This is a genomic window from Aeromonas sp. sia0103, from assembly GCF_963895295.1.
Lineage (GTDB): Bacteria > Pseudomonadota > Gammaproteobacteria > Enterobacterales > Aeromonadaceae > Aeromonas > Aeromonas encheleia.
In genome coordinates this window covers 30,464-56,447 of the sequence record NZ_CAWQKG010000002.1, presented here as the reverse complement: position 1 = coordinate 56,447, position 25,984 = coordinate 30,464, and the positions used below count along the sequence as shown (strand labels likewise).

Annotated in this window: 24 protein-coding genes; 13 read left to right on the top strand and 11 right to left on the bottom strand. The window is 63.5% G+C overall.

Translation table 11 applies throughout. The features are described from left to right. Window positions 1-3: 3 nt before the first annotated feature. Entirely contained in the window at window positions 4-1,473 is a 1,470-nt protein-coding gene (gene ubiD, locus AACW18_RS00930; RefSeq protein ID WP_042651790.1) for a 4-hydroxy-3-polyprenylbenzoate decarboxylase, read from the top strand. Window positions 1,474-1,624: 151 nt separating this feature from the next. Then, window positions 1,625-2,323, top strand: coding sequence for an NAD(P)H-flavin reductase (gene fre, locus AACW18_RS00925; protein ID WP_218292684.1), 699 nt, complete (start codon window positions 1,625-1,627; stop codon window positions 2,321-2,323). Between the two features lie 104 nt (window positions 2,324-2,427). Here fre and ubiK read toward each other — a convergent pair whose 3' ends face one another. Continuing rightward, window positions 2,428-2,685 (bottom strand): ubiquinone biosynthesis accessory factor UbiK, encoded by a 258-nt coding sequence (gene ubiK, locus AACW18_RS00920; RefSeq protein WP_042651788.1) that lies wholly within the window; start codon window positions 2,683-2,685, stop codon window positions 2,428-2,430. Window positions 2,686-2,986: 301 nt separating this feature from the next. Between ubiK and AACW18_RS00915 the strand changes: the two genes are divergently transcribed. Continuing rightward, a complete protein-coding gene (locus tag AACW18_RS00915; protein ID WP_218389886.1) occupies window positions 2,987-5,404 on the top strand; it encodes a VolA/Pla-1 family phospholipase in 2,418 nt (805 codons plus the stop codon). Between the two features lie 74 nt (window positions 5,405-5,478). Here the strand turns inward: AACW18_RS00915 and glpG are convergent, their stop codons facing one another. Further along, the gene (gene glpG, locus AACW18_RS00910; protein ID WP_218389885.1) at window positions 5,479-6,312 is read right to left on the bottom strand and encodes a rhomboid family intramembrane serine protease GlpG; all 834 of its coding nucleotides are present in this window, start codon (window positions 6,310-6,312) and stop codon (window positions 5,479-5,481) included. Beyond that, entirely contained in the window at window positions 6,309-6,632 is a 324-nt protein-coding gene (gene glpE, locus AACW18_RS00905; RefSeq protein ID WP_042651785.1) for a thiosulfate sulfurtransferase GlpE, read from the bottom strand. The genes glpG and glpE overlap by 4 nt, the downstream gene beginning before the upstream one ends. 173 nt (window positions 6,633-6,805) lie before the next feature. On the opposite strand from glpE, the gene AACW18_RS00900 reads away from it, so the two are divergent. Beyond that, window positions 6,806-7,399: a LysE family translocator gene (locus AACW18_RS00900; RefSeq protein ID WP_256351988.1), complete on the top strand. Its 594-nt coding sequence runs from the start codon at window positions 6,806-6,808 to the stop codon at window positions 7,397-7,399. Here AACW18_RS00900 and AACW18_RS00895 read toward each other — a convergent pair. From AACW18_RS00895 to AACW18_RS00870, 6 genes are all read right to left on the bottom strand, one after another. Then, window positions 7,378-8,223: a helix-turn-helix transcriptional regulator gene (locus AACW18_RS00895; RefSeq protein WP_218389884.1), complete on the bottom strand. Its 846-nt coding sequence runs from the start codon at window positions 8,221-8,223 to the stop codon at window positions 7,378-7,380. The genes AACW18_RS00900 and AACW18_RS00895 overlap by 22 nt on opposite strands. A 6-nt stretch (window positions 8,224-8,229) precedes the next feature. Further along, entirely contained in the window at window positions 8,230-8,931 is a 702-nt protein-coding gene (locus AACW18_RS00890; protein WP_042651783.1) for an ABC transporter ATP-binding protein, read from the bottom strand. Between the two features lie 8 nt (window positions 8,932-8,939). Next, window positions 8,940-9,725 (bottom strand): high-affinity branched-chain amino acid ABC transporter ATP-binding protein LivG, encoded by a 786-nt coding sequence (gene livG / locus AACW18_RS00885; protein WP_218292680.1) that lies wholly within the window; start codon window positions 9,723-9,725, stop codon window positions 8,940-8,942. Then, on the bottom strand, window positions 9,722-10,990 hold the full coding sequence (locus tag AACW18_RS00880) for a high-affinity branched-chain amino acid ABC transporter permease LivM (RefSeq protein WP_042651781.1): 1,269 nt from the start codon (window positions 10,988-10,990) through the stop codon (window positions 9,722-9,724). The genes livG and AACW18_RS00880 overlap by 4 nt, the downstream gene beginning before the upstream one ends. A 94-nt stretch (window positions 10,991-11,084) precedes the next feature. Continuing rightward, window positions 11,085-12,011, bottom strand: coding sequence for a high-affinity branched-chain amino acid ABC transporter permease LivH (gene livH, locus AACW18_RS00875; RefSeq protein ID WP_042651780.1), 927 nt, complete (start codon window positions 12,009-12,011; stop codon window positions 11,085-11,087). Between the two features lie 64 nt (window positions 12,012-12,075). Then, on the bottom strand, window positions 12,076-13,197 hold the full coding sequence (locus AACW18_RS00870) for a branched-chain amino acid ABC transporter substrate-binding protein (RefSeq protein ID WP_042651779.1): 1,122 nt from the start codon (window positions 13,195-13,197) through the stop codon (window positions 12,076-12,078). Window positions 13,198-13,632: 435 nt separating this feature from the next. Here AACW18_RS00870 and AACW18_RS00865 point away from each other — a divergent pair, with 435 nt between their 5' ends. Further along, window positions 13,633-14,637, top strand: coding sequence for a substrate-binding domain-containing protein (locus AACW18_RS00865; RefSeq protein ID WP_042651778.1), 1,005 nt, complete (start codon window positions 13,633-13,635; stop codon window positions 14,635-14,637). 78 nt (window positions 14,638-14,715) lie between these two features. Here the strand turns inward: AACW18_RS00865 and norR are convergent, their stop codons facing one another. Next, window positions 14,716-16,245: a nitric oxide reductase transcriptional regulator NorR gene (norR, locus tag AACW18_RS00860; RefSeq protein ID WP_218389883.1), complete on the bottom strand. Its 1,530-nt coding sequence runs from the start codon at window positions 16,243-16,245 to the stop codon at window positions 14,716-14,718. 172 nt (window positions 16,246-16,417) lie between these two features. On the opposite strand from norR, the gene norV reads away from it, so the two are divergent. The 7 genes from norV to AACW18_RS00830 all read left to right on the top strand — a co-directional run bounded on the left by norV (window position 16,418) and on the right by AACW18_RS00830 (window position 23,954). Then, window positions 16,418-17,896, top strand: coding sequence for an anaerobic nitric oxide reductase flavorubredoxin (gene norV / locus AACW18_RS00855; RefSeq protein WP_218389882.1), 1,479 nt, complete (start codon window positions 16,418-16,420; stop codon window positions 17,894-17,896). Continuing rightward, entirely contained in the window at window positions 17,893-19,059 is a 1,167-nt protein-coding gene (gene norW, locus AACW18_RS00850; RefSeq protein ID WP_218389881.1) for an NADH:flavorubredoxin reductase NorW, read from the top strand. Before norV ends, norW begins: the two co-directional genes overlap by 4 nt. Before the next feature lie 50 nt (window positions 19,060-19,109). Then, window positions 19,110-19,451: a DUF1971 domain-containing protein gene (locus AACW18_RS00845; RefSeq protein ID WP_218389880.1), complete on the top strand. Its 342-nt coding sequence runs from the start codon at window positions 19,110-19,112 to the stop codon at window positions 19,449-19,451. Window positions 19,452-19,543: 92 nt separating this feature from the next. After that, window positions 19,544-20,761, top strand: coding sequence for a 4Fe-4S binding protein (locus tag AACW18_RS00840; protein WP_218389879.1), 1,218 nt, complete (start codon window positions 19,544-19,546; stop codon window positions 20,759-20,761). Between the two features lie 149 nt (window positions 20,762-20,910). Continuing rightward, window positions 20,911-20,994, top strand: coding sequence for a tryptophanase leader peptide (gene tnaC / locus AACW18_RS21470; RefSeq protein WP_084228226.1), 84 nt, complete (start codon window positions 20,911-20,913; stop codon window positions 20,992-20,994). Window positions 20,995-21,196: 202 nt separating this feature from the next. Continuing rightward, window positions 21,197-22,663: a tryptophanase gene (tnaA, locus tag AACW18_RS00835; protein WP_218389878.1), complete on the top strand. Its 1,467-nt coding sequence runs from the start codon at window positions 21,197-21,199 to the stop codon at window positions 22,661-22,663. 76 nt (window positions 22,664-22,739) lie between these two features. Beyond that, window positions 22,740-23,954 carry an aromatic amino acid transporter gene (locus tag AACW18_RS00830; protein ID WP_218389877.1) on the top strand — a complete coding sequence of 405 codons (1,215 nt, stop codon included), beginning with the start codon at window positions 22,740-22,742 and terminating at the stop codon, window positions 23,952-23,954. A gap of 65 nt (window positions 23,955-24,019) precedes the next feature. Here AACW18_RS00830 and AACW18_RS00825 read toward each other — a convergent pair whose 3' ends face one another. After that, a complete protein-coding gene (locus AACW18_RS00825) occupies window positions 24,020-24,397 on the bottom strand; it encodes a hypothetical protein (protein ID WP_042651770.1) in 378 nt (125 codons plus the stop codon). Between the two features lie 326 nt (window positions 24,398-24,723). Here AACW18_RS00825 and AACW18_RS00820 point away from each other — a divergent pair, with 326 nt between their 5' ends. Then, window positions 24,724-25,944 carry an aromatic amino acid transporter gene (locus AACW18_RS00820; protein WP_218389876.1) on the top strand — a complete coding sequence of 407 codons (1,221 nt, stop codon included), beginning with the start codon at window positions 24,724-24,726 and terminating at the stop codon, window positions 25,942-25,944. Window positions 25,945-25,984: the final 40 nt, after the last annotated feature.

The following is a 25,984-nucleotide window of genomic DNA, read 5'->3' as shown; positions in this document are numbered from 1 at the left end:
CGCATGAAATACAAGGACTTGCGTGATTTCATCGCGCAGCTGGAACAAACCGGACAGCTCAAGCGCATCAGTCGCGAGATAGACCCCTATCTGGAGATGACCGAGATCAGCGATCGCACCCTGCGTGCGGGTGGCCCGGCCCTGTTGTTCGAGAATCCCAAGGGCTACAGCATGCCGGTGCTGACCAACCTGTTCGGCACCCCGGATCGGGTCGCCATGGGCATGGGCCAGCCCAACGTCGGCGCCCTGCGCCAGGTGGGGACCTGGCTCTCCTATCTGAAGGAGCCTGAGCCGCCCCGTGGCCTCAAGGAGCTGATGGAGAAGCTGCCGATCTTCAAGCAGGTGCTCAACATGCCGACCAAGCGGCTCTCCTCCGCCCCCTGTCAGCAGATAGTGCTGGAAGGGGAGGCGGTCGACCTGGATCAGATCCCGATCCAGCACTGCTGGCCCGGCGATGTGGCCCCCCTGGTGACCTGGGGGCTGACCATCACCCGCGGCCCCTACAAGAAACGCCAGAACCTCGGCATCTATCGCCAGCAGAAGATCGGCAAGAACAAGCTGATCATGCGCTGGCTGGATCACCGTGGCGGCGCCATCGATTTTCGCGAGTGGCAGGAGGCCCACCCGGGTGAGCGTTTCCCGGTAGTGGTGGCGCTCGGTGCCGATCCTGCGACCATACTCGGCGCCGTGACGCCGGTGCCGGACACCCTCTCCGAATACGCCTTCGCCGGCCTGCTGCGCGGCAGCCGCACCGAGGTGGTGAAGGCCCTGAGCTGTGAGCTCGAGGTGCCCGCCAGCGCCGAAATCGTGCTGGAAGGTTACCTGGAGCCGGGGGAGATGGCGCCGGAGGGCCCCTATGGGGATCACACCGGTTACTACAACGAGGTGGACGAGTTCCCGGTGTTTACCATCACCCACATGACCATGCGCCGTGATGCCATCTATCACAGCACCTACACCGGCCGTCCGCCCGATGAGCCGGCCGTGCTGGGGGTGGCGCTGAACGAGGTGTTCGTGCCGCTGCTGCAGAAGCAGTTCCCCGAGATAGTGGACTTCTACCTGCCGCCGGAGGGTTGCTCCTACCGGATGGCGGTGGTGACCATCAAGAAGCGCTACCCCGGCCATGCCAAGCGGGTGATGCTGGGGGTCTGGTCCTTCCTGCGCCAGTTCATGTACACCAAGTTCGTGATCGTCTGCGATGACGACATCAACGCCCGCGACTGGAAGGATGTGATCTGGGCCATCACCACCCGCATGGATCCGGCGCGGGACACCACATTGATCGAGCACACGCCGATCGATTACCTCGACTTCGCCTCGCCGGTCTCGGGGCTCGGCTCCAAGATGGGGCTGGATGCCACCAACAAGTGGCCGGGGGAGAGCAATAGGGAGTGGGGTCAGCCCATAGTCCAGGATGCGGCGGTGACCGCGAAGATCGACGGGATCTGGGACGAGCTGAATATTCTCGGCTGATCCCGCGCCTCCACGGCGACGCCGACGCAAAAGAGCGGTATTCGCCGACCGAATTGGGTATTCTCGACTGACCGGACCAGATCGCTGGTCGCCAGAACACAGTGAATCAATGAGCGAAAGCGGGCCGAGCGAGCCCGTCACAAGGATAAGAATGCAACGTATCAAGTGCCGCGTAGAGGAACTGCGCGAATATGTCGACACCATCTGGCATGTGGCCCTGGCGCCGCAGCAAGAGGTCAGCTTCAAGCCGGGCCAGTATCTGCTGGTGGTGATGAGCGACTCGGACAAGCGTCCCTTCTCCATCGCCAACTCGCCGACCCGCTCCGGTGTGCTGGAGCTGCAGATCGGCGCCACCCCGGAGAACGCCTACGCCGGCCAGGTGCTGGCGCGCATGCGCGAACAGGGCGAGATCGAGATCGAGCTGGCGGCGGGCAAGGCCTTCCTGCGGGACAGTTCGCCCCGTCCCCTGATCCTGATGGCAGGCGGCACCGGCTTCTCCTATGCCCGCTCCATCCTGGAGTATCTGATAGCGACCGGCAGCAAGCGCCCGGTGTTCTGCTACTGGGGCGTGCGTCAGGCGCACTGGCTCTACGAGCAGGCGCAGATGCAGCAGTGGGAGCGTGACTACGCCCCGCTCACCTTCGTGCCCGTGGTGCAGGAGCCGGAGGCCGACTGGACCGGCAAGACCGGGCTGGTGCACAAGGCCATCATGGACGACTTCGTCAGCCTGCATGACTACGACATCTATGTGGCGGGTCGTTTCGAGATGGCGGGTGCGGCGCGGGAGGAGTTCAAGGTACTGGGCGCCGAGCCGGAGCGGATCTTCGGCGACGCCTACGAGTTCATCTAAAGCGTTCCTTCGCAGCAGAAACAACAAACCCCAGCCTGGCTGGGGTTTGTTTTATGTGCCGGTAAGGCCGACGGGTCGGCGACACCGGTGGACATCGCGCCGGCTTACTCGCCCTTGGCGCCGAGCTGCTGTTCCAGCTGGGCCAGCTTGGCCTCGAGGGCGGTCAGCTTCTCCCGGGTGCGCAGCAGCACCTTGGTCTGCACGTCAAACTCCTCGCGGCTGACCAGATCCAGCTTGTTCAGCTGGGCTTGCAGCACCTGACGGGTCTTCTTTTCCACCTCTTCACCCATGCTGCGAATGCCGGGCGGCAGGGCGTTCTGTACCTGTTTGGCGATCTCTTCCAGTTTCTTCGGGTCGATCATGGGGTTCTCCTTAAGCAATGACGCCATTCTACCGACAAATCTGCCTCTTTGCCGAGATCGGGGCGGCTTTTTGCGCCCCAGGGCTTAACAGGCTCTGGTCGGGTCTGGTGATGCCAGGGATGCTGCTACCCTCTGGCGCCAGGGTCCAATTCCATTTCCTTGATGTTGTACACAAAAAAATCAGATCAGATGACCGACCAGAGGCTTATTAATTGTTGCGTTGCTGTTAAGATGTTTCGGTCGGGTTTGGACCCTACCCCGTCAGGCTCATCATGGATAACAACATAAAAGAGATAAGGATATGAAAAAAAAGCTAATTTATGCAGCTGTCGTCAGTGCACTGCTGAGCGGTTGTGGTGGCAGCGACGATAAAGAAGGCGATACCTCGAGCTATCTCGATTACCTGCTGAGTGGCTCCAATGCGGTGCGTCCCAGCGCCCTGGCCGCCCGTGCCTCCGACGGTACCCTGAAATTCTCCACCGAGACCGCCGATCTCTCGAACCCGGTCTCCGCACTCTCTACCCTGGATGGCTGGTCCACGACCCAGGCGATCCAGATCGTGCCCGTGACGGCATCCGGCATCACAGTCAAGGCGCCGACGGCCGCCGAATTCGGTGCCGCCGTCGCGCCGCTCTATCTGCTGGAGTTGACCTTCGACAGCGCGGCACTGCGCCCGAGTGGCGTGAAGAAGGTGCTGACCTACGGGGTGGACTTCGTGGTGGCCGAGTCGGCCGGCAAGCTGAACCTGGTGCCGCTCAAGCCCCTCAGCCCCTCCTCCTATTACATGATAGTGGCCACGGATACGCTCAACGACAGCAGCGGCACTCCGCTCAAGGCCGGCAGTGATTACAGCAACTACAAGAGCAATGCCGGCAGCACCGCCCAGGAGCAGTCCATCAACGGTCTGATCACCCTGCAGGAAGGGCTGTTCAAGGCCGCCACCGGCATCACCAGCGACCACGTGATCTTCTCCGACTGGTTCGGTACCCAGTCCGGCGCCGATGTGCTGGTGGCGGTGAAGGGGGCTGCGGCCTCTGTGCTGAAGAGCAGTCCGACCCTGGATGCGGCCGTGCTGTGGAAAGAGGATGCCAAGGGCAATACCAGCCTGCCCGGCACCTACACCCTGGGCGTGGCCAGCCACGACAGCTTCCTGACCAAGCTGGAGGCCGAACAATTCCTGCCGCAGGAGCAGAAGGATGCGCTGGCCGCCGCCTTCGGCACCGGCACCCCGCTCAACGGCCTGGCCCAGATCACCCAGGTCTACACAGGCGCGGTCAAACTGCCCTACTTCCTCTCCTCACCGGCCACCGCCGGTTCTTGGGACAAGGCCAGGACCCAGTCCTGGCACGGTGCCATCCCCAGCCTGTACGCCATCGCCAACGCACTGAAGGCCGGTGACAGCGAGGTGATCGCCGGTCTGGTGGGGGCTGGTGTGGATCCGGCCCTGCTGGGTGAGCTGATCGCCGATCCTAGCCGTCAGGCCGAGCTGCTGGCCGAGGCGAGCAAGCTGATCGGGGTGACCCTCACCTCCGGTGGCAAGGCGCTGGACGCCGAGATGAACATAGGTCGCTTCAACCCGCTGCCGGCGCTGGAAGAGGTGCAGTCCGTGCCGATGCGCATCTTCGCCAAGGACGCGCTCAACACCATCACCGACGTGATCATCTATCAGCACGGCGTCACCTCGGTGAAGGAGAACGCCTACGCCCTGGCGCTGGGCCAGATTGCGGCCGGTGCCAAGGCGGGCAAGAAGGTGGCGCTGGTGGTGATCGATCATCCGCTGCACGGTGAGCGCGGCTATGCCCTGAGCGGCAGCATGGCGACCGTGACCACCCCGGACAACCCGACCCCCTATCTGAACCTGAGCTACCTGACGGTGGCGCGGGACAACCTGAAACAGAGCGTGGCGGATCTGCTGGGCCTGCGCCTGGCGGTCGGTCTGGCCAACGCCAAGGGCGCGCTGGGCGCCGCCGGCGTCAAGGTGCACTTCCTGGGTCACTCCCTGGGGGCCATTGCCGGTGCCAGCCTGCTGGCGGTGGCCAACCAGTCCATCGGCAGTCCTCAGGCGGATGCCCTGTTCAAGTTCGACACCGGCGGCCTGGCCATGCCGGGTGGCGGCATAGCCCCGCTGCTGCTCAACTCGCCGACCTTCGGTCCGACGATCCAGATGAGCGTGCTGACCAGCGGCAGCCCTGAGCTGAAGGCGGCCTTCACCGCCTATGCGCCGAGCTGCAAGACGGCGGTTGCCAGCTGCTTCGTCAACGAGTTCCTGCCGAGCCTGGACGCCGCCACTCAGGCCACCGCGGCCGGCACTGTGCAGAGCTACAACTTCGCGGCCCAGTCGGTGCTGGATTCGGCTGACCCGATCAACCTGGCGCGTGGCATCAAGGCGGACTTCCCGCTGTTTGCCACCGAGATCGTCGGAGATGGCGCCCTGAGCCTGCCGGATCAGGTGATCCCGAACAGCATAGCGACAGCCCCGCTGGGTGGTACCGAGGCGCTGTTCAAGGTGCTGGCGCTGCAACCGCTGACTGCCAGCGGCGCGGCCAACCACCACGCGGCTCGCTTCGTGGCGGGTGGCCACAGCTCGCTGCTGGCACCGGATGAGAACTTCGATCCGACCGGTGCTGTGACCACAGAGATGCAGACCCAGTTCGGCAGCTTCTTTATGAGTGGCGGTACTGCGGTGCAGGTCACCGACAGTTCTCTGCTCAAGCAATAACGCTGCAGACCATAAAAAAACGCCGCCCCTCGGGGCGGCGTTCTCGTTTCTGTAGCCTGGGCGGGGGCCAGCCGTCATGTCGGTCTGTGGTGCCGATCCAGCCAGCCTTGCAGCAGGCCCACCAGCAGGCCCGTCAGGTGGGCTATGTTGGCGGTGCGGGTGCCGAGCAAGTCGAAGAAGCCGAGTATCATCCAGAACAGCATGAAGCCCATCAGCGCCGGCGGCAGGCTGAGGCCGCAGGCCGGCTGCAGCTTGCTGCGCAGCCAGCAGTAACCGAGCAGGGCATAGACCACCCCGGAGAGACCGCCAAACAGCGGGCCGCTCGCGAAGAACTCGGCCACGTTCGGCAGGGCCGCCCCCACCACGAGCAGGATGAACAGCTTGCCGCTGCCGAGGCGCTGCTCGATCTGGCCCCCCAGATACCACCACCACAGCAGGTTGAACACCAGGTGCAGCACCGAGAAGTGGATGAAGGCCGGGGTGATGTAGCGCCATGCCTGCCAGTCGGTGAACTGGGCCAGGGTCGGGTGGAACGCCAGCTGATCGAAGATGGGCAGGCCTATGGCATCGAGGGCATAGATGGCCAGACAGGCGACTATGACGACCAGGGTCAGCGGCCCCGCCTGATGCAGGAAGTCGGTGACGGGATCCGTCATCCCCTTGCTGTAGTCGATGCGGGCATCCGCCCGACCGGATTGCCAGGAGGCCTCCATGTAGCGGGGATGGTTGGGATCGCTCAGGAAGCGCTTCACCTCTTGCTGGGCCTGGGCGAGGCGCTGCTCATCCGCCAGCCAGACCGAGACGCCGAGCTCGGACTGGGTCAGCTCGCACGACATGCCGAGGGTGGCGAGATAGTCCACCAGCGCCTGGGCCATGCGGGCGTCGTCGAGCACCAGCAGCTGGATCATGCGTCGCCCGCCTGGATGGGGAACTCCTTGCGCCAGGCCTCGAAGCCGCCATCCAGGCTGTAGACCTGGTCATAGCCCTGTTGCAGCAGATACTGGGCCGCCCCCTGGCTGCTGTTGCCGTGGTAGCACATCACTATCACCGGGGTGTCGAAGTCCACCTCGTTCATGAAGCGCACCAGGCTGCCATTGGTGAGGTGGAAGGCGCCGACCGCATGGGCGGTCTCGAATGACTGGGGATCGCGAATATCCACCAGACGGGCGTCACCGGCACTGAGCTTCTGGTGGGCATCCTGGGCACTGATATGGGCAAACTGGTCCATTAACCTGTCCTGTGAATAGATGATTGATGCCCAGTTTACCGCAAGCCGCGGCCCGCGCTAAGCCCGCAATGCGCTCCGTCGCCCCTCATCGGCAGGGGCTGCGCAATTTTCTTCAATACCCCCAGGCGGTGGCTCGGTAGGGTGGCGCTGTGTCACCTCAAGGAGTCCTCTTCATGGAAATGAGTCTGTTACTGTCGATGGCCGGGTTTGCGCTGGCCATGTCCATCTCTCCCGGCCCGGTCAATCTGGTCGCCCTCGGCGCAGGGGCCAGATACGGCTTCCACGCCAGCCTGCGTCACGTGGTGGGGGCGACGCTGGGCTTCATCCTGCTGCTTCTGCTGATGGGGCTCGGGCTGAGCGGGGCCCTGGCGCAATGGCCCATGGCGGCCGGTGCCCTGCGCTGGGGCGGTATCCTCTTCCTCTGCTACATGGCCTGGCAGCTGATGGTGGATGAGGGGAGCCAGGGGCACGGCGGCGGAGTACCACCCTCCTTCCTGTACGGCGCCCTGATGCAATGGCTCAACCCCAAGGCCTGGCTGGCGGCCAGCATGGGGATGGGGGCCTATGGGGCCGTCGGCGGGTTGGGGCAGATAGTCCTGTTCACCACCCTCTATCTGGTGATCTGCCTCGGCTCCATCGCCTGCTGGGCCTATGTTGGCAGCCGGCTGCAGGAGGCGCTGCTGTCGCCCCGCCGGCTGCGCTGGTTCAACCGGACCATGGCTCTGCTGCTCTTACTCAGTGCCGGTTACCTGGGGCTGGCTGCCTGACGGCTGAGCTGCAGCTGGTATTGGCCCGGAGTGGCGGCGACCCGGCGTTTGAACTGGCGCTGGAAGTGCGCCTGATCGGCAAAGCCGCTGGCCAGCGCCACCTCGGCCAGGGACTGGCCCTGCCTGAGCAGGGGGCGGGCGTGGCGAATACGGTGATCGATCAGGTAGGCGTGGGGGGTCATGCCATAGTGGCGGGCGAAGCTGCGCACCAGGTGGGAGGGGGTGATGCCGGCCACGGCGCTCAGCTCGGCCAGGGTGAGGGGGCGGGTGCAGTCGTCACGGATCAGCTCGGCGGCCCGTTGCAGGTGCAGCGGCGGGCGATCATCCCAGCTGGCGGGCGTCAGCCTGGCCAGCAGCTGGTGGCTGAACCGCTGGCAGGCCACCTCCTTGGCAAGGGGATCCCGACCCAGCACCAGGCTCTGGTGCAGGTGCTGCAGTCCTTGATACAGCAGAGTGTCCCGGCTGGCGGTCATGTCGAAGGGGCGAAACTCGGAGCCCAGCCCCGCCTCTTCCTGCTGGCCGCGCAGCCAGTCCAGATCGAGGTAGAACATCAGATAGGACCAGGGCTGATCCGCGATGGCGTTGCAGGCATGCACCTCTTCCGGGTTCATCAGCACCAGGCTGCCGCGGCTTACCTCCTGCCTGCTGCGCTGGTTGAGGTAGTGGCTGTGGCCACCCGTGATGGCGCCGATGGAGAAGTGGGCGTGGCTGTGCTTGTCGTAGCAGATGCGGCGGCCATCCTGCACCGCTCGCGCCTCGATAAACGGCAGGGCCGGGTCGCACCAGAAGTGGTGACGATCCGGTACGACTGCTGCCCCGTTCATGTCGGGTTAACCGCCGAGATAGGCCTGCCGTACCGCCGGGTTCGCGAGCAGGGCGGCGCCTGTGTCTTGCAGCACCACCCGGCCGTTCTCCAGCACATAGCCTCTGTCCGCCAGCTTGAGCGCCTGGTTGGCGTTCTGCTCCACCAGGAAGATGGTCATCCCCTTCTGGCGCAGCTGCTCTATGGTGTCGAAGATCTGCTGGATGATGATGGGGGCCAGCCCCAACGAGGGCTCGTCCAGCAGCAGCAGACGCGGCTTGCTCATCAGGGCGCGGCCGATGGCCAGCATCTGCTGCTCGCCGCCGGACATGGTGCCGGCCCGTTGCTCCAGCCGCTCGTGCAGCCGCGGGAACATGGTGAATACCTGATCCAGCAGGGCCGGCTGCTCGGCCTTGTCGACGAAGAAGGCGCCCATCAGCAGGTTCTCCTCCACCGTCAGGCGGGCGAAGATGCGGCGCCCCTCCGGCACCACGGCGATGTCCTTGCGCATGATGCGGGCCGTGGTGAGGGAGTTTATCTGTTCCCCCTCGAACCAGATGCTGCCGCTGCTGGGCTTGGGTTCGCCGCACAGCGTCATCAGCAGTGTGGTCTTGCCGGCGCCGTTGGCGCCGATCAGGGTGACTATCTCTCCCTCCTTCACCTCGACGCTGACGTCGTGCAGCGCCTGGATCTTGCCGTAGTGGGTCGATACGTTGCGAAGTTCTAACATCATGACTCCTAGGATTCGCCCAGATAGGCCTTGATCACGGCCGGGTTGTTGCGGATTTCGTCCGGCTTGCCATGGGCCAGCGGGGTGCCCTGGTTGACCACGAAGATGCGGTTGGAGATCTCCATCACCAGCTTCATGTCGTGCTCGATCAGCAATACCGAGACGCCAAACTCGTCCCTCAGGTTGGAGATGAGTTCGTTGAGCTCATCCGTCTCGTGCGGGTTGAGGCCGGCGGCCGGCTCATCCAGCATCAGCAGATCGGGTCTGGTCGCCATGCAGCGGGCGATCTCGAGCCGGCGCTGCTGGCCATAGGCCAGGTTGCCGGCGGCGCGGTTGGCGAGCTCCTTGAGGCCGACCTTCTCCAGCCAGAAGGCCGACTGCTCCAGCCCCTCCTGCTCGGCGCGGCGGAAGGCCGGGGTCTTGAACAGGCCGGCGATGAAGCCGGTGTTGAGGTGTCTGTGCTGGGCCACCAGCAGGTTCTCCACCGCCGTCATCTCCTTGAACAGGCGGACGTGCTGGAAGGTCCGCACCACCCCTTTGCGGGCGATGAGGTGGCCGGGCAACCCCTGGATCTCCTCGCCCTTGTAGTTGATGGTGCCGCCGCTCGGGCGGTAGAAACCGGTCAGGCAGTTGAAGATGGTGGTCTTGCCCGCGCCGTTGGGGCCTATGATGGAGATCACCTCGCCCCTGTCCACATCCAGCTTGACGCCGTTGACCGCCAGCAAGCCGCCGAAGCGCATCGACAGATCAGAGACGTCGAGCAACTTGTTGTTTGTATTGTTCAGGTTGCTCATTTTCGTAGCTCCAGGTGAGGACGGCTCATCGGCAGCAGTCCCTGTGGCCGCCAGATCATCATGAACACCATCAGCAGACCGAACATCAGCATGCGGTACTCGTTGAATTCACGGGCCAGCTCCGGCAACACCGTCATCACTATGGCGGCCAGCACCACCCCGATCTGGGAGCCCATGCCGCCCAGCACCACGATGGCGAGGACGATGGCCGACTCGATGAAGACGAAGGACTCCGGGCTGATGAAGCCCTGGCGGGAGGCGAAGAAGCTGCCGGCGAAGCCCGCGAAGCAGGCGCCTATGGTGAAGGCGGTCAGCTTGATGATGGTGGGATTGAGGCCAAGGGATTTGCAGGCGATCTCGTCTTCCCGCAAGGCTTCCCAGGCCCGTCCCAGCGGCATGCGCAGCAGACGGTTGATGACGAACAGGGTGGCCACCACCAGCAGCAGCGCCATCAGGTAGACGAAGATGACCTTGTGGTTCGCGTTGTAGGTGATGCCGAAGAAGTCGTGGAAGGTGCCAAAGCCCCCATCCTTGACGGTGCGGTTGAACTCCAGCCCGGCCAGGGTGGGCTTGGGAATGCCGGAGATGCCGTTCGGACCGCCAGTCAGACTGGTCAGGTTGTTGAGCAGGATGCGGATGATCTCGCCGAAGCCCAGGGTGACGATGGCCAGATAGTCACCGCGCAGCCGCAGCACCGGGAAGCCGAGCAGGAAGCCGAAGGTGGCCGCCATCAGGCCGGCGATGGGCAGGCACTCCCAGAAGCTCAGCCCGAAGTAGGTGTTGAGCAGGGCATAGGTGTAGGCACCGACCGCGTAGAAGCCGACGTAACCGAGATCCAGCAGGCCGGCGAGGCCCACCACCACGTTCAGGCCGAGCCCCAGCATGATGTAAATCATGGTGAGGGTGGCCAGATCGACGGCGCCGCGCGATGCCATGAAGGGCCAGCTCACCGCGAACAGCAGCACCAGGATGGCGGTGATGTTGTAGAGGCGTGGCGCCTCCTCCGGGCTGGGCAGCACCAGTTTGGTGAAGCCGACGGAGAAGCCGCTGATGGAGGCCTGGAACAGTCGGCTGATCTGGCCGCGCATCAGCTGGAACCAGAACACCAAGGCGGCGCCCCCCAGCAGCCAGGCCAGCGACACGTCGAGCCGGCTCACCACCAGCAGGCGGGAGCCATCGGTCTCCAGCTTGAAGCCGAGCAGCCAGAAGGAGAGCACCAGCAGCATCAGGCTGGCGACGCAGGCATGGATGAATTGACGTTTCATCAGACTTTCTCCACTTCCGGGCGACCCAGGATGCAGCCGATAGACATGAACAGCGGCATCAGACAGGTGATAGGCACTTGAATAAATTGACGTTTCATACCTTCTCGACCTCCGGGCGACCCAGGATGCCGGTAGGCATGAACAACAGCACGAAGATGAGCAGGGCGAAGGCCATGACATCCTTGTACTCGGTGCTGAGGTAGCCGGCGGTGAGCGCTTCCACCACCCCCAGCAGCAGGCCGCCGATCACCGCGCCCGGGATGCTGCCGATGCCGCCCAGTACCGCCGCCGTGAAGGCCTTGAGACCGGCCATGAAGCCGAGGTAGGGGTTGATGACGCCGTAATACATGCCGAGCAGTACCCCGGCCACGGCGGCCAGGGTGGCCCCCAGCACGAAGGTGATGGAGATGACCACGTGGGTGTCTATGCCCAGCAGGTTCGCCATCTTGATGTCTTCCGAGCAGGCGCGGCAGGCCCGGCCCATGCGGGAGCGGCCGATGAACTGGGTCAGCGCCAGCATGGTCACGAAGGTCACCACGAAGATGATGAGCTGCATGTAGGAGAGGCTGGCCTGGAAGCCTTCCTCGCCACCCAGGGTCCAGCCCCCGGAGATCAGGGTGGGCATGGCGATATCGCGCGAGCCCTGGGCCATCCGCATCATGTTTTGCAAGAAGATCGACATGCCGATGGCTGAGATGAGGGGGATGAGGCGGTTGCCGCCCCGCAGCGGGCGATAGGCGACCCGCTCTATGGTCCAGCCATAGCTGCCGGTGATGATGATGCTGACCAGGAAGGCGCCTCCCAGCAGCAAAAAGGTGCTGTCGATGCCCATCATCGAGAGCCCGGCCATCACCATAAACGCGACATAGGAGCCGATCATGTAAACCTCGCCGTGGGCGAAGTTGATCATGCCGATGATGCCGTAGACCATGGTGTAGCCGATGGCGATCAACGCATAGGTGCTGCCTATGGTTAATCCGTTCAGCAACTGCTGAACCAGGTAGAGAAGGTGTTCGGACATACTGCGTTCCCTGTACTTGCCCGCAAAGAAAGGAGGGGCGACTCACGTCGCCCCAACCGGCAGATTACTTGAGTTGAGTGGAGGTGCCGTCGGCGTGCCACTGGAACACACCGAATTCGAAGCCTTTCAGGTCACCGTTCGGTGCCCAGGTCAGGGGACCCATGACGGTGTCGACCGGCATGGCCTTGATGGCGGCGGCCACGGCGGCAGGGTCATCCTCACCCGCCTTGGCAATACCGGCAGCCAGGGTCTGCACCGCGGCGTAGGTGGTCCATACGAAGGGACCGGAAGAGTCCTGACCCTTGGCCTTGAAGGCTTCTACGATGGAGGCGTTGGCGGGGACCAGGTCATATTTGTTCGGCAGGGTGACCAGCAGGCCTTCGGAACCCTGACCACCGATGGCGGAGATGTCCTTGTTACCCACCCCTTCCGGACCCATGAACTTGGCCTTCAGGCCCTTCTCGTGCGCCTGGCGCAGGATCAGGCCCAGCTCCGGGTGATAGCCGCCGTAGTAGACGAAATCGACGTTCTCTTTCTGCAGCTTGGCGATCAGGGCGGAGAAGTCCTTGTCGCCGGCGGTGATGCCTTCGAATGCCACCACCTTGACGCCCGCCTTGTCCAGGGAGGCCTTCACGCTGGAGGCGATGCCTTCACCGTACTGTTTCTTGTCGTGGATGACGGCCACACGCTGGGGTTTCACCTGTTCGATGATGTACTTGGCGGCGGTCGGACCCTGGTCGCTGTCCAGACCAATGGTGCGCATGGTCAGCTGGTAGCCACGCTCGGTGATCTTGGGGTTGGTGGAGGCGGGGGTGATCATCAGCACGCCTTCGTCTTCATAGATGTCGGAGGCGGGCAGGGTGTTGTCGGAGCAGAGGTGGCCGACCACGAACTTGACGCCGTCGTTGATCACCTTGTTGGCGACCGCCACGGCCTGTTTGGGATCGCAGGCGTCGTCATAGACGATGGCTTCGATCTGCTTGCCCTTGATGCCGCCGGCTTTGTTGATCTGCTCGACCGCCATCTTGCCGCCGGTGAACTGCATGTCACCGTACTGGGCGACCGGACCTGTGACCGGACCGGCGATACCGATCTTGATGGTATCGGCCGCATTGGCCATGGAGACCGATCCAAACAGAGCCAAAGAAACCGCTGCCCTGACTGCCATTTTGCTCAAGTTATTCATTGATTCGTCCCTTAATCAGTGGATTGTTTCATTTTCCGTGTGCCATTCCGGACCTGTATCCCGCCAGCCCGGCAATAGATAAGGTTCTATCATTCCTCGCTGGGCAATAACAAGATGTTAAAGATACTAACCATGGAGGGGTGGCCAGTGCTTTTGTGAACTAAATAACTGATTTTTTATTTTTGTTTGGAATTTAATTCCAATATGCTCGATTAACATCTTAACAACAAGAGGTTGTTCCGATAAATGCCAGATGAAAAAACTGACGATATTTCATTCTGCGTCTGCTCTCATTTTGACCAAATTTCGTTTGCGCAAATAGAAACGACCGCCTAGATTAGCCAACATTGACAATTCGCTGGCAGCTCTCGTTAAAACCAAGCCTTTATTCGGGAAATCTGCTACTGTTCCGCCTTTGTTATTCAGGAGACCGAGATGGCAACTATTAAAGATGTCGCCTCGCGCGCAGGCGTATCCATCTCCACCGTCTCACATGTACTCAATCACACCCGTCGGGTCAGCGAAGATGCGACCCAAAAAGTGCTTGAGGCGGTGGCAGAGCTCAACTACGCGCCCAATTCGGTGGCGCGCAGCCTCAAGATCAATTCAACCAAGACCATCGGTATGTTGGTGACGACCAGCGCCAACCCCTTCTTCGCGGAAGTGGTGCGCGGGGTGGAGGCTTATTGCTTCGAGCAGGGCTACAGCCTGATCCTGTGCAATACGGAGAACCAGCCGCCCCGTCAGCAGCATTACCTGAGGATGCTGATGGAGAAGCGGGTCGATGGCCTGCTGGTGCTGGGGACCGATATCGATACCCCGCTGCGCGACATGCTGCGCATCCACAAGAATGTGCCGCAGGTGGTGCTGGATTGGGGCACCGAGTGTGATTTTGCCAACGTGATCAACGACAACGCTCGCATCGGTGCGCGCATGGCCGTGCGTCATCTGCTGGAGCAGGGTCACACCGAGATCGTCTGCATCACGGGTCAGATCGACAAGCCGACCACCCAGCAGCGACTGGACGGGGTGCGCGATGCCCTGGCCGAGCAGGGCCTGACCCTGTCGGACGCTCAGATCTTCGAAGGGGACTACGAGAGCCAGAGCGGCTTCGATGCCATGCAGCGCATCCTGGCGCTCAAGCCCCGCCCGACGGCGGTGTTTGCCTTCGACGATCCCATGGCGATCGGTGCCATCTGCGCCGCCTGGGAGGCGGGGGTCAAGGTGCCGGACGACATCTCCATGATCGGCTATGACGACGTGGAGATGGCGCGCTTCTCCAGCCCGCCGCTCACCACCATTCGCCACCCCAAGGCCGAGCTCGGCCTGTTGGCGGTGCAGCAGCTGGTGAGCCGGATCCGCAACAAGGAGCTGGAAGTCGAGTCCATGACGGTACAGCCGGAGCTTATCGTCCGTCGCTCGGTCAAGTCCCTGCGCTGACCCTTCAGCGGCATCCGATGCAACGAAAAACCCCCTCCGTCAGGAGGGGGTTTTTGTTTTTGGGCGCGGCGCGGTCCTTCAGGGCTTGAGGCCGAGCCGCCTGGCGAGCCGGTGCAGGTTGCCGCCGTCCATCTCCAGCGCGCGGGCGGTGGCGGCCCAGTTGCCGTCCTGGGCCGCCAGGGTCTGCTCGAGCAGCCTGAGCTGGAAGGCGTCGGTGGCGGCGCGCAGCCCCAGGCCGGCCGGTTGCGGCAGGGCCGGCGCCTCGGCCATCTCGATCTGGGCCGGGGACGAACCGGCTCCGATCAGGTTGAAGTGGTGGTTGGCGAGGGTCGGCGTCTGGCTGCCCTGCTCGGCGCGGGCCAGCACGGCGGCGCGGTGGATGGCGTGCTCCAGCTCCCGCACGTTGCCCGGCCAGTCGTGGCGATCGAGCAGTTGCAGCGTCTGGGGCTGGATGCGCAGCCGCTCCAGCCCCAGGCTGACCCGGCAGCGTTCGCAAAAATAACCGGCCAGCAGCGGAATGTCCCCCGGCCGCTCCCGCAGCGCCGGGGTGTGGATCGGGAACACGCTCAGCCGGTGATAGAGATCGGCCCGAAATTGCCCCTCCACCACCGCCTGCTTCAGATCCCTATTGGTGGCGGCCAGGATGCGCACATTGACCTTGAGCGGGGTGTCGTCGCCGATCCGCTGCAGATCGCCGTATTGCAGCACCCGCAGCAGCTTGGCCTGCAGCGGTAGCGATAGTTCGCCGATCTCATCGAGAAACAGGGTGCCCCGATCGGCCAGTTCGAACTTGCCCGCCCTGTGGTGGATGGCGCCGGTGAAGGCCCCCTTCACGTGGCCGAACAGCTCGCTCTCCGCCACCGATTCCGGCAGGGCGGCGCAGTTGAGGTAGACCAGCGGCGCCTTGGCGCGCAGGGAGCCCTGATGCACCGCCTTGGCGATCAGCTCCTTGCCGACCCCCGTCTCCCCCAGGATCAGCACGTTCAGCTCCGAGTTCGCCACCACATCGATCTCGTGGCGCAGCCGGGCCATGGCGGGGGAGTGACCTATCATCTCCGGCTGTCCCTGGCTGGTATGGGGGGAGGGGCTGAGCGGCTCGCTGCTCTGGCGGGCGAGCCGCTCCAGCAGCAGGGCATTGCTGAGGGCGGCGGCGGCCAGGGCCCCCACCAGCCGCAGCTCCTCGTCGCTGATGCCGTCGAACTGGGCCGGGTTCATGCCGTCTATGGTCAGGGCGCCGATCAGCGCCTGATCTGAAAACAGCGGCAGGCCGACGCAGGCGTGCACCCTGAAGTCGTCGTGATCCGGGATCAGGCCGTCATAGGGGTCGGGCAGCTGGCTGTCGGCGGGGAAGCGCACCACGTCGCCGGCGCGGGCTATGGCCTCCATGCGCGGGTGATCCTTGAGCGCGAAGCGGCGGCCCAGCACGTCCTGCATCAGGCCGTCGATGGCCAGCGGGATGAACTGGCCCCCCTCGTAGCGCAGCAGGGCCGAGGCATCGGAGTGCAGCAGGCTGCGCACGCTCTGGATCAGGCGGTGGAATCTGTCCTGATGGGAGATGCCGAGTTGCAGATCGAGGGCGATGCGCGCCAGGCTGTCGGTCGAGATCACGAGATATTGTCCAAATGACAGTGTTGTTGTGATTATGACTATATTTGGTGACTGTCTTAATGACAATGACTGTTATGCAGGTGCATTTAAAACAATGAGTTATGAGTTGGCACGTCAACTGCAATAGCGAGTTCAGTCGAACATTCGCTATGGCATTCTGAGGAACCACCGCATGAGCATTCACGTCAAAAACAACATCCACTGGGTCGGCCAACGGGACTGGGAGGTGCGCGACTTTCACGGCACCGAGTACAAGACCCACAAGGGCACCAGCTACAACAGCTACCTCATCCGCGAAGGCAAGAACGTGCTGATCGACACCGTCGATCACAAGTTCAGCCGGGAGTTCGTGCAGAACCTGGCGGCGGAGATCGATCTCGCCAGTATCGACTATGTGGTGATCAACCACGCCGAGGAGGATCACGCCGGCGCCCTGACCGAGCTGATGGCCCGCATCCCGGGTACCCCCATCTACTGCACCCACAACGCCATCGACTCCATCACAGGCCATCATCACCATCCGGAGTGGAACTTCCAGCCGGTCAAGACCGGCGACAGCCTGGACATAGGCAACGGCAAGCAGCTGGTGTTTATCGAGACCCCCATGCTGCACTGGCCCGACAGCATGATGACCTATATGACGGAGGACGCCGTGCTGTTCTCCAACGACGCCTTCGGCCAGCACTATTGCGACGAGCACCTGTTCAACGACGAGGTGGATCAGACCGAGCTGATGGAGCAGTGCCAGCGCTACTACGCCAACATCCTCACCCCCTTCAGCCCGCTGGTGACCGCCAAGATCAAGGAGGTGCTGGGCTTCAACCTGCCGGTGAGCATGGTGGCCACCTCCCACGGCATCGTCTGGCGCGAGGATCCCACCCAGATCATCCTCAAATATCTGGAGTGGGCCGATCACTACCAGGAGGATCGCATCACCCTGTTCTACGACTCCATGTCCAACAATACCCGCATGATGGCCGACGCCATCGCCCAGGGCATCCACGAGGTGGATCCGGGCGTGGCGGTGAAGATCTACAACGTGGCGCGCCACGACAAGAACGAGATCCTGACCCAGGTGTTCCGCTCCAAGGGGATACTGGTAGGTTCCTCCACCATGAACAACGTCATGATGCCCAAGGTGGCGGGCATGCTCGAGGAGATCACCGGCCTGCGCTTCAGAAACAAGCGTGCCTCGGCCTTCGGCAGCTACGGCTGGACCGGCGGCGCCGTGGACCGGATCCAGACCCGGCTGATGGACGCGGGCTTCGACATCAGCATCTCCCTCAAGACCAAGTGGCGGCCGGATGGCTCGGCGCTGGCCGAGTGCCGCGAGCATGGCCGCCAACTCGCCCGCCAGTGGGCGCTGCACCCGCTCGAGGCACCCCGTCCGATCACCACAACCGCCGTGCCCGCGGCCACCGTGGTGGTTCCGACCCCTCAAGCCGTCGCCCCGGCCGCCAGCACGCTGGACGATGACCAGAGCATGCTCTGCGTGGTCTGCCAGTGGGTCTATGACCCGGCCCTGGGCGAGCCGGATCAGCTGGTGGCGCCGGGCACCCCCTGGGCCCGGGTGCCGGACAGCTTCCTCTGCCCCGGCTGCGGCATCGGCAAGGAGGTGTTCGAACCCTGCGCGCTGGAGGCCTGCGTATGAATGCAGCAACCCTGAATGACGCTGGCACCAGCCGGGAGATTGTGGTGATCGGTAGCGGCTTCGCCGCCCAGCAGCTGGTCAAGAGCTTGCGCAAGCTGGACGGCGAGTGGCCCATCCGCCTCATCACCGCCGACAGCGGCGACGAGTACAACAAGCCGGACCTGAGCCACGTGGTGAGCCGGGGCTGCAGCGCCGCGGCCATGACCCGGCTGAGCGGCAGTGAATTTGCCGAGCAGCAGCGCATCACACTGCTGCCCCACTGCCCGGTGCTCGGCATAGATCCCGTCCGGCGGCTGGTGCTGACCGGCCAGGGGGAGTTCCCCTACGGCCAGCTGGTGCTGGCCACCGGCGCCAGCGCGGCGCGGCCCGATATGGCGGGAAGCGAATTCCTTGTCACCCTCAACAGCCAGCAGGAGTATGCCGCCGCCGAGGCATCGATCCGTCAGGCTCGCCGCATCCTGGTGCTGGGGGCGGGGCTGATTGGTTGCGAGCTGGCAATGGACATGGCGGGCGATGGTCGCGAGGTCACCCTGCTGGATCTGGCCGACAGCCCCCTCGGCACCCTGTTGCCGGCCGCCCTGACGCAGCCGCTGCAGCAGGCGCTACGCGCTCAGGGGGTGAGGCTGCAACTGGGGCTGGGCATCGCCGGGATAGACGCGCAGCCCGGCGATGGCTGGCGAGTGACCCTGAGCGACGGCCGCATCTGCGAGCAGGATCTGGTGATCGCCGCGATCGGCCTGCGGCCGAATCTGGCCCTGGCCCAGGGGGCCGGGCTGGCGGTGGGGCGCGGCATACTGATCGACGATCGGCTGCAGACCAGCGATCCCCATATCTTCGCGCTGGGGGATTGCGCCGAGTGGCAGGGGCAGCTGCTCCCCTTCCTGCAACCAATCGTACTGGGGGCCAGTGCCCTGGCCAAGACCCTGCTCGGCACCCCGACCCCGCTGACCCTGTCCCCCATGCTGATAAAGGTGAAGACGCCGCGCTATCCGCTGCAGCTGGCGGGCCGCACCTGGGGTGAAGATCTCGCCTGGCAGTGCCGCTGGAACAGCCAGGGCATGGTGGCCGAAGCCCGTGGCGAGGATGGCGCGCTGTGCGGCTTCGTGGTGGGAGGCGATCAGATGAGTGCCGCCTTCCCGCTGCTGCGCCGGCTGCCCCGCTGATCCGTCAACTATTCAAGGCCGGGCAGACCGGCCATTCGAGGAGAATTACCATGTCCATGCAGCTTATTCCCACCCATTGGGTCGTTCGTCGCTCCACCCCCTTCTTCACCCGCGCCAACGTGCCGCCGGCCCTGCTCAGCCATCACAACACCGCGGCCGGGGTGTTCGGCCAGCTCTGCGTGATGGAGGGCACAGTCACCTATCACGGCTTCGCCGACGAGCGGGCCGAACAGCCGGAGATAAGCCTGGTGATCCACGCCGGCCAGTTCGCCACCAGCCCGCCCCAGTATTGGCACAGGGTCGAGCTGTCCGAGGATGCCCGCTTCAACATCCACTTCTGGGCCGAGCAGGCCGAGTCGGATCGGCCGCTGTTCCACAGCCGCAAGGAGTGAATACCGCGCTCTGCCCATGCAGATCAAAATAATCAACTCAGATGTTTGTTATTCTGAGCCCCTTATCCGAATGAGTGCTATGAGGGAGAAGCATGAGCCTGATCGAAGCCCTGACCCTGGCCGCTGGCCTGGTCTATCTGGCCCTGTTGCAGTGGCGGGCCGGACCCGGTTGGTCGTGGCGCCTCTCCCTGGCGTTGCTGGCGGCCGCCTGGCTGATGGCGGCGGATCCCCTCCTCTGGATCGCGCTGGGGCTGGTGGTCGTTCCCCTCGCCCTGTGGCACAGATGCAGGCCGTTGCCGGCACTGAATGAGATCGACAGCCAGCCGCTGCGGGCCTGGACCCGCCACCTGCTGCTGCTCTGCTGGGGGCTGGTGGCGCTGCAGTATGGGCTCCATCTCTGGCAGTTGGGGCAGGGGGAGACCCCCTGGCTGGTGCGCCCCGACGTGGTCGACGGTTTCCTGCCCATCGCTGGCGGGCTCGGGTTGCGGGCCTGGCTTGGCCAGGGCATCGCGGATCCGCACCATCCGGCGGCGACTGTGACAGTGCTGGTGCTCAGCCTGTCGGCCCTGCTGCTGGGGCGGGCATTCTGTGCCTGGTTCTGCCCGCTCGGGCTGGTGGGGGAGTGGCTGCATCGTCTGCGCAGCCGCCTGCTGCCGGGGGACTGGACGCCGCCAGCCTGGCTCGATGGGCTGCTGCGGGCCCAGAAGTTTCTGGTGCTCGGCTTCCTGCTGTTTATCGTGCTGATCGCGATGCCCGGCTCCGCTCTGCCCGGCTATCTCGCCAGCCCCTACCATCAGGCGGCAGACATGAAGATGGGGGCCTTCTTCTTCAACCTGAACCTGCTCTCCGGGGCTTGCCTGGGCTGGGTGCTGCTGCTGACCGCCGCCTTCCGGCAGGGGTTCTGCCGCTATCTCTGCCCCTATGGCGCCTGGCTGGCCCTGCTCGGCCTGCTGACCCCGCTGCGCATCCGCCGGGATCCGGCCCGCTGCCTGCGCAGCGCGGGCCATGACTGTGACAAGTGCAGCCGCGCCTGTCCCTCCCGCATCCAGGTGCACCGACTCATCGCGGTGCAGAGCCTGGAGTGCAGCGGCTGCCTGAGCTGTGTGGCCGCCTGCCCCAAACGTGCCGATGCGCTGCACCTCGGCACGCCCCGTCGCCGGCTCAGCCCCCAGCGGCTGCTGGGGCTGCTCTGCCTGCTGTTGCTGATGCTGCCGCTGCTGGCCCACGGCCTGCTGGATCTCTGGGTCAGCCAGACCAGCCTGGCGGATCGATACTGGCTGTTGCAACGGCTGCCCTGGTTGAACCACTGAGCCGCCGCTGACGGGAGTCCTGACCAGGGCTGTATAAATATTCCCCGCCAAACTGTTAGCGCCATCCCAAATCGTGGAAGTGGCAATTGATCATGGGCGGGGGCTCTCCATAATGGATCGGGTTAATTGACGTTGTTAATTCCAACCAGATGAGCAACAACATGGCTACCATGATCGCTTCGCCCAAGTGGTTTACCCTGGATCACAAGATCGCTTTCTTCTTCCCGCTGTAATATCCCCGCGGTGCTTGCGCATTTATCAAGATGTGACCGGCCCGTCTGCATACCTAATCTGAAATAGTCTGCACCTGTTCTCGTCTTGTTTATTGGCGAGGCGATGTCGTGCACCCGATCTCATTATTTGCGCGCTGCCAATGTTCTATTTTGGGCGGCTGATGAGACTCATCCTGAATATTTAAATATGGGTGTTTATATTATGGAAAACTTCAAGCATCTTCCCGAACCGTTCCGCATTCGTGTCATCGAGCCGGTCAAGCGTACCACCCGTGCCTACCGGGACGAGGCGATCGTCAGGGCAGGCATGAACCCCTTCCTGCTGGACAGCGAGGATGTCTTCATCGATCTGCTGACCGACAGCGGCACCGGCGCCATCACCCAGGACATGCAGGCCGCCATGCTGCGCGGCGACGAGGCCTACAGCGGCAGCCGCAGTTACTACGCCCTGCAGAAGGCGGTGCAGGAGATCTTCGGCTACTCCCTCACCATCCCCACCCACCAGGGGCGCGGCGCCGAGCAGATCTACATCCCGGTGCTGATCAAGAAGCGGGAGCAGGAGAAGGGGCTGGATCGCAAGAAGATGGTGGCGCTCTCCAACTACTTCTTCGACACCACTCAGGGCCATACCCAGATCAACTGCTGCGTCGCCAAGAACGTCTACACCAAGGAGGCGTTCGATACCTCGGTCACCGCCGACTTCAAGGGCAACTTCGATCTGGTCAAGCTGGAGGAGGCCATCCTGGAGGCGGGCCCGGCCAACGTGCCCTATATCGTCAGCACCATCACCTGCAACTCCGCCGGTGGCCAGCCGGTCTCCATCGCCAACCTGAAGGCGGTCTATGCCATCGCCCAAAAATATGAGATTCCGGTCATCATGGACTCGGCCCGCTTCGCGGAGAACGCCTACTTCATCCAGCAGCGCGAGCCCGGCTACGCCGACTGGAGCATAGAGGCCATTACCATGGAGTCCTACAAGTACGCGGACGGCCTCGCCATGTCGGCGAAGAAGGATGCCATGGTGCAGATGGGCGGCCTGCTCTGCTTCAAGGACGACGGCATGCTGGACGTCTACACCGAGTGCCGCACCCTCTGCGTGGTGCAGGAGGGCTTCCCGACCTACGGCGGTCTGGAAGGGGGCGCCATGGAGCGACTCGCGGTCGGCCTGCGCGATGGCATGCGCCAGGACTGGCTGGCCTACCGCATCGGTCAGGTGCAGTACCTGGTGAATGGCCTCGAGGCGATCGGCGTGGTGTGCCAGCAGGCGGGGGGCCACGCGGCCTTCGTGGACGCCGGCAAGCTGCTGCCCCATATCCCGGCGGATCAGTTCCCGGCCCATGCGCTGGCGTGCGAGCTGTACAAGGTGGCGGGCATCCGGGCGGTGGAGATAGGCTCCCTGCTGCTGGGGCGCGATCCGGCCACCGGCAAGCAGCATCCCTGCCCGGCCGAGCTGCTGCGCCTGACCATACCGCGCGCCACTTATACCCAAACCCACATGGACTTCGTCATCGAGGCCTTCGGCGAGGTGAAGAAGAACGCCAGGAACGTGAAGGGGCTCGACTTTATTTATGAGCCGGCAGTGTTGCGTCATTTCACCGCCAGACTGAAAGAGGTCGAGAGCGTCGAAAAAACAGCGAATAAAAAGAATCAAAAATTAATAGAAGCATAACGAGTCAAGGGCACAGCTTAATCTGTGCCCTTTTTTTTCACTGCTCTGTGAAATAGATATTTGGGAGTGACAGCACATGACACATCAACCATCCGTGATTGGAGGGGCCTGTATCATTGCCAGCGTTTGTGTCGGTGCCGGCATGCTTGGCTTGCCAAGTGCGGGCGCCGGCGCCTGGACAACCTGGTCATCCTTGGCAATCATCCTCACCATGATAATAATGACGGTCTCCGGCTGGATGCTATTGGAAGCATTCAAGCGGTATGAATTAACCGTCTCCTTCAATACGGTCACCAAGGATCTGCTCGGTAGCCGGATCAATATCTTCAACAACATGACCGTCTATTTCGTCGGCGGCGTGCTGCTCTATGCCTATATCACCTCTTCCGGTCTCATCCTGAAGGGATTGCTGGGCATCGACAGCCAGCTGGCATCCGTGCTGTTCGTGCTGGTGTTCTCTCTGTTTGTCTGGCATTCGACCCGGGCGGTGGATCGCATCTCGGTGGTGCTGATCGTCTTCATGGTGCTGAGCTTCTGTTTCGGGGTCTCCGGCCTGGCCTTCCACATCGATGCCTCCCTGTTGTTCAACTCCCTCGCCGACGAGGTCAAGCAGGCCCCCTATGCCCTGGCCATGCTGCCGGTCGCCCTCACCTCCTTCGGCTATCACCACTCGGTGGCCTCGATGCGGGCCTATTACGGTGAGGAGCGCAAGGCAAAGTACGCGATCCTCGGCGGCACCGTCATCGCACTGGTGCTCTACCTGCTGTGGCTGCTGAGCATCTTCGGCAATCTGCCGCGCAGCGAGTTCGGCCCCGTCATCGCCCAGGGTGGGGATGTCGACGTGCTGCTCAAGGCGCTGGCCTCGGTGATCGAGTCCAAACAGGTGGCGAACGCCATCAGCCTGTTCTCCATGGCGGCCATCCTCTCCTCCTTTATCGGGGTCGGGCTCGGGGTGTTCGACTATCTGGCGGATCTGTTCAAGTTCGACAACAGCCGGCGGGGCCGCACCCAGTCCTGGGCCGCCACTTTCCTGCCACCCTTGATCATGTCGTTGCTGTTCCCGTTCGGCTTCGTCGTCGCCATCGGCTATGCCGGCGCGGCGGCGACCGTGTGGGCCTGCATCATCCCGGCCCTGCTGGCGAAAAAATCACGGGAGATTGCCCAGGACGAACCGGGCTTCAGGGCGCCGGGGGGCCAGCCCATGGTGGTGGCCGTCATCCTGTTCGGGGTGCTCACTGCCATCTTCCATCTGCTGGCGATGGCGGGCATGTTGCCCACCTACACGGGGTAGGGAAGGCCCAGCCCGATAACAGAAACGGCGCCTAAGGGCGCCGTTTCTGTCTGTGGTATCTTCGCTCAGGCGGTGGCCGGGCGGCGCATCAACAGCGCCAGCATGATCCCCATGGCGATCAGCACCGCCAGGGAGGAGGCGGCGAGGAAGGGGTCGATCTGCTCCGGTGGCAGCAGCCGGCCATAGAGCAGGTAGAGCCCCGCCGTCATCACCGCCGCCCCCAGCTGGTGCAGGTAGAACTGGATCCGCACCAGTCGCCCGTCGGGGTTGCCGAGCCACAGCTTGTGGCACAGGGCATAGACGAACGAGACCAGAAAACCGACCAGCATGATGTGGGCGTGGGTGACGAACTGCCCGTGATCCTTGCTGGCGGCCATATAGATGCCGAGCAGCATGCCGAGCAGGGCATAGCAGAGGGCGCTGAGTACGAACTTCCTGTCCATGGGGGGCTCCTTGCCGTGAAAACTGGGTTCAGTATAGTGCCACGCCTCCCGCAGACGGGGGCTCACCGGGGGAATAACCCCACAGGGATGACGCCAAAATTTGATACCCGGGGGTGAGCAGGGTAAAGTCACCCCCCCAAAATGGCGGCCCTGCTGCCATCTTGGGATCGGTAGCTAGCCTCAGCCACGTCTTGCCTCGCTGACGCAGAAGCAAGCGGCTAGGGCGCCGATAGCACAGATGAGCGCGATCTTACGATGACAACCGGCGTAGCAGATGCAACGGTCCGCGGTCGCGACCAGATCAACAATCGTCTTTGGGGAAGTAAATGGAACATAAACCATCGTTGGTGGGCGGGGCATGTATCATTGCCGGCGTCTGTGTGGGGGCCGGCATGCTGGGCTTGCCGAGTGCCGGGGCGGGCGCCTGGACCATCTGGTCCATCCTGGCCATCACCCTGACCATGGTGGTGATGACCATCTCCGGCTGGATGCTGCTCGAATCCTATCAGGGCTATCCGCTGCGCGTCTCCTTCGATACCGTGACCCGGGAGCTGCTGGGGGACAAGGTCAACGCCCTCAACAACCTCACCGTCTACTTCGTCGGCGGCATCCTGCTCTACGCCTACATCACCTCCGCCGGCCTCATCATAGATGGCATGACCGGCATCGGCAGCCACTGGGGCTCCATCCTGTTCACCCTGGGCTTCTCCGGGCTGGTGTGGCATTCGACCCGGGCGGTGGATCGCATCTCTGTGGTGCTGGTCATCGCCATGGGGCTGAGCTTCGTGTTCGGCATCTCTGGCCTCTCCCTCAACATCAAGCCGACCCTGCTGTTCGACACCCTGAGCCAGCACGCCAGCTATGCCCCCTATGCGCTGGCCATGCTGCCGGTGGCGCTCACCTCGTTCGGCTACCACCACTCGGTGTCGTCCATGCGCGCCTACTACGGTGAGGAGCGCCGCGCCCGTTACGCCATCCTCGGCGGCACCGCCATCGCGCTGCTGTTCTATCTCATCTGGCTGGTGAGCGTATTCGGCAACCTGCCGCGCAGCGAGTTCGGGCCCGTGGTGGCCCAGGGCGGCAACGTCGACGTGCTGCTCAAGGCGCTGGCCTCGGTGATCGAATCCGAGGCCGTCGCCAACGCCCTCAACCTCTTCTCCATGGCGGCCATCCTCTCCTCCTTCATCGGGGTCGGGCTCGGGGTGTTCGACTATCTCGCGGATCTGTTCAAGTTCGACAACAGCCGCCAGGGCCGCGCCAAGTCCTGGGCCGCCACTTTCCTGCCGCCGCTGCTGCTCTCCCTGCTGTTCCCGTTCGGCTTCCTGATGGCCATCGGCTACGCCGGCGCCGTGGCGACGCTCTGGACCTGCATCATCCCGGCCCTGCTGGCCTGGAAGGTGCGCGCCGGCAAGGGGAATCAAGGCGGCGATGGCTTCCGGGCGCCGGGCGGCCTGCCGATGATAGTGGCCGTCTTCCTGTTCGGGGTGCTGACCGCCCTGTTCCACCTGCTCAACATGGCGGGCCTGCTGCCGGTCTATACCGGCTGATCGACCGCCCTCGCGAGTCGAGCAGAGATAGAGAAACGGC

What these genes read in the sequence shown, in the direction of transcription:
- AACW18_RS00880 (WP_042651781.1), bottom strand. Translation starts at nt 10,990, where the DNA reads ATGAAACGTCAATTCATCCATGCCTGCGTCGCCAGCCTGATGCTGCTG.
- glpG (WP_218389885.1), bottom strand. Translation starts at nt 6,312, where the DNA reads ATGATCCAGCTGCTGGTGCTCGACGACGCCCGCATGGCCCAGGCGCTG.
- AACW18_RS00915 (WP_218389886.1), top strand. Translation starts at nt 2,987, where the DNA reads ATGAAAAAAAAGCTAATTTATGCAGCTGTCGTCAGTGCACTGCTGAGC.
- AACW18_RS00825 (WP_042651770.1), bottom strand. Translation starts at nt 24,397, where the DNA reads ATGGACAGGAAGTTCGTACTCAGCGCCCTCTGCTATGCCCTGCTCGGC.
- ubiD (WP_042651790.1), top strand. Translation starts at nt 4, where the DNA reads ATGAAATACAAGGACTTGCGTGATTTCATCGCGCAGCTGGAACAAACC.
- AACW18_RS00895 (WP_218389884.1), bottom strand. Translation starts at nt 8,223, where the DNA reads ATGAACGGGGCAGCAGTCGTACCGGATCGTCACCACTTCTGGTGCGAC.
- AACW18_RS00840 (WP_218389879.1), top strand. Translation starts at nt 19,544, where the DNA reads ATGAGCCTGATCGAAGCCCTGACCCTGGCCGCTGGCCTGGTCTATCTG.
- AACW18_RS00830 (WP_218389877.1), top strand. Translation starts at nt 22,740, where the DNA reads ATGACACATCAACCATCCGTGATTGGAGGGGCCTGTATCATTGCCAGC.
- norV (WP_218389882.1), top strand. Translation starts at nt 16,418, where the DNA reads ATGAGCATTCACGTCAAAAACAACATCCACTGGGTCGGCCAACGGGAC.
- norW (WP_218389881.1), top strand. Translation starts at nt 17,893, where the DNA reads ATGAATGCAGCAACCCTGAATGACGCTGGCACCAGCCGGGAGATTGTG.
- AACW18_RS00900 (WP_256351988.1), top strand. Translation starts at nt 6,806, where the DNA reads ATGGAAATGAGTCTGTTACTGTCGATGGCCGGGTTTGCGCTGGCCATG.
- AACW18_RS00820 (WP_218389876.1), top strand. Translation starts at nt 24,724, where the DNA reads ATGGAACATAAACCATCGTTGGTGGGCGGGGCATGTATCATTGCCGGC.
- fre (WP_218292684.1), top strand. Translation starts at nt 1,625, where the DNA reads ATGCAACGTATCAAGTGCCGCGTAGAGGAACTGCGCGAATATGTCGAC.
- AACW18_RS00890 (WP_042651783.1), bottom strand. Translation starts at nt 8,931, where the DNA reads ATGTTAGAACTTCGCAACGTATCGACCCACTACGGCAAGATCCAGGCG.
- tnaC (WP_084228226.1), top strand. Translation starts at nt 20,911, where the DNA reads ATGAGCAACAACATGGCTACCATGATCGCTTCGCCCAAGTGGTTTACC.
- AACW18_RS00870 (WP_042651779.1), bottom strand. Translation starts at nt 13,197, where the DNA reads ATGAATAACTTGAGCAAAATGGCAGTCAGGGCAGCGGTTTCTTTGGCT.
- glpE (WP_042651785.1), bottom strand. Translation starts at nt 6,632, where the DNA reads ATGGACCAGTTTGCCCATATCAGTGCCCAGGATGCCCACCAGAAGCTC.
- AACW18_RS00865 (WP_042651778.1), top strand. Translation starts at nt 13,633, where the DNA reads ATGGCAACTATTAAAGATGTCGCCTCGCGCGCAGGCGTATCCATCTCC.
- livH (WP_042651780.1), bottom strand. Translation starts at nt 12,011, where the DNA reads ATGTCCGAACACCTTCTCTACCTGGTTCAGCAGTTGCTGAACGGATTA.
- tnaA (WP_218389878.1), top strand. Translation starts at nt 21,197, where the DNA reads ATGGAAAACTTCAAGCATCTTCCCGAACCGTTCCGCATTCGTGTCATC.
- AACW18_RS00845 (WP_218389880.1), top strand. Translation starts at nt 19,110, where the DNA reads ATGTCCATGCAGCTTATTCCCACCCATTGGGTCGTTCGTCGCTCCACC.
- ubiK (WP_042651788.1), bottom strand. Translation starts at nt 2,685, where the DNA reads ATGATCGACCCGAAGAAACTGGAAGAGATCGCCAAACAGGTACAGAAC.
- livG (WP_218292680.1), bottom strand. Translation starts at nt 9,725, where the DNA reads ATGAGCAACCTGAACAATACAAACAACAAGTTGCTCGACGTCTCTGAT.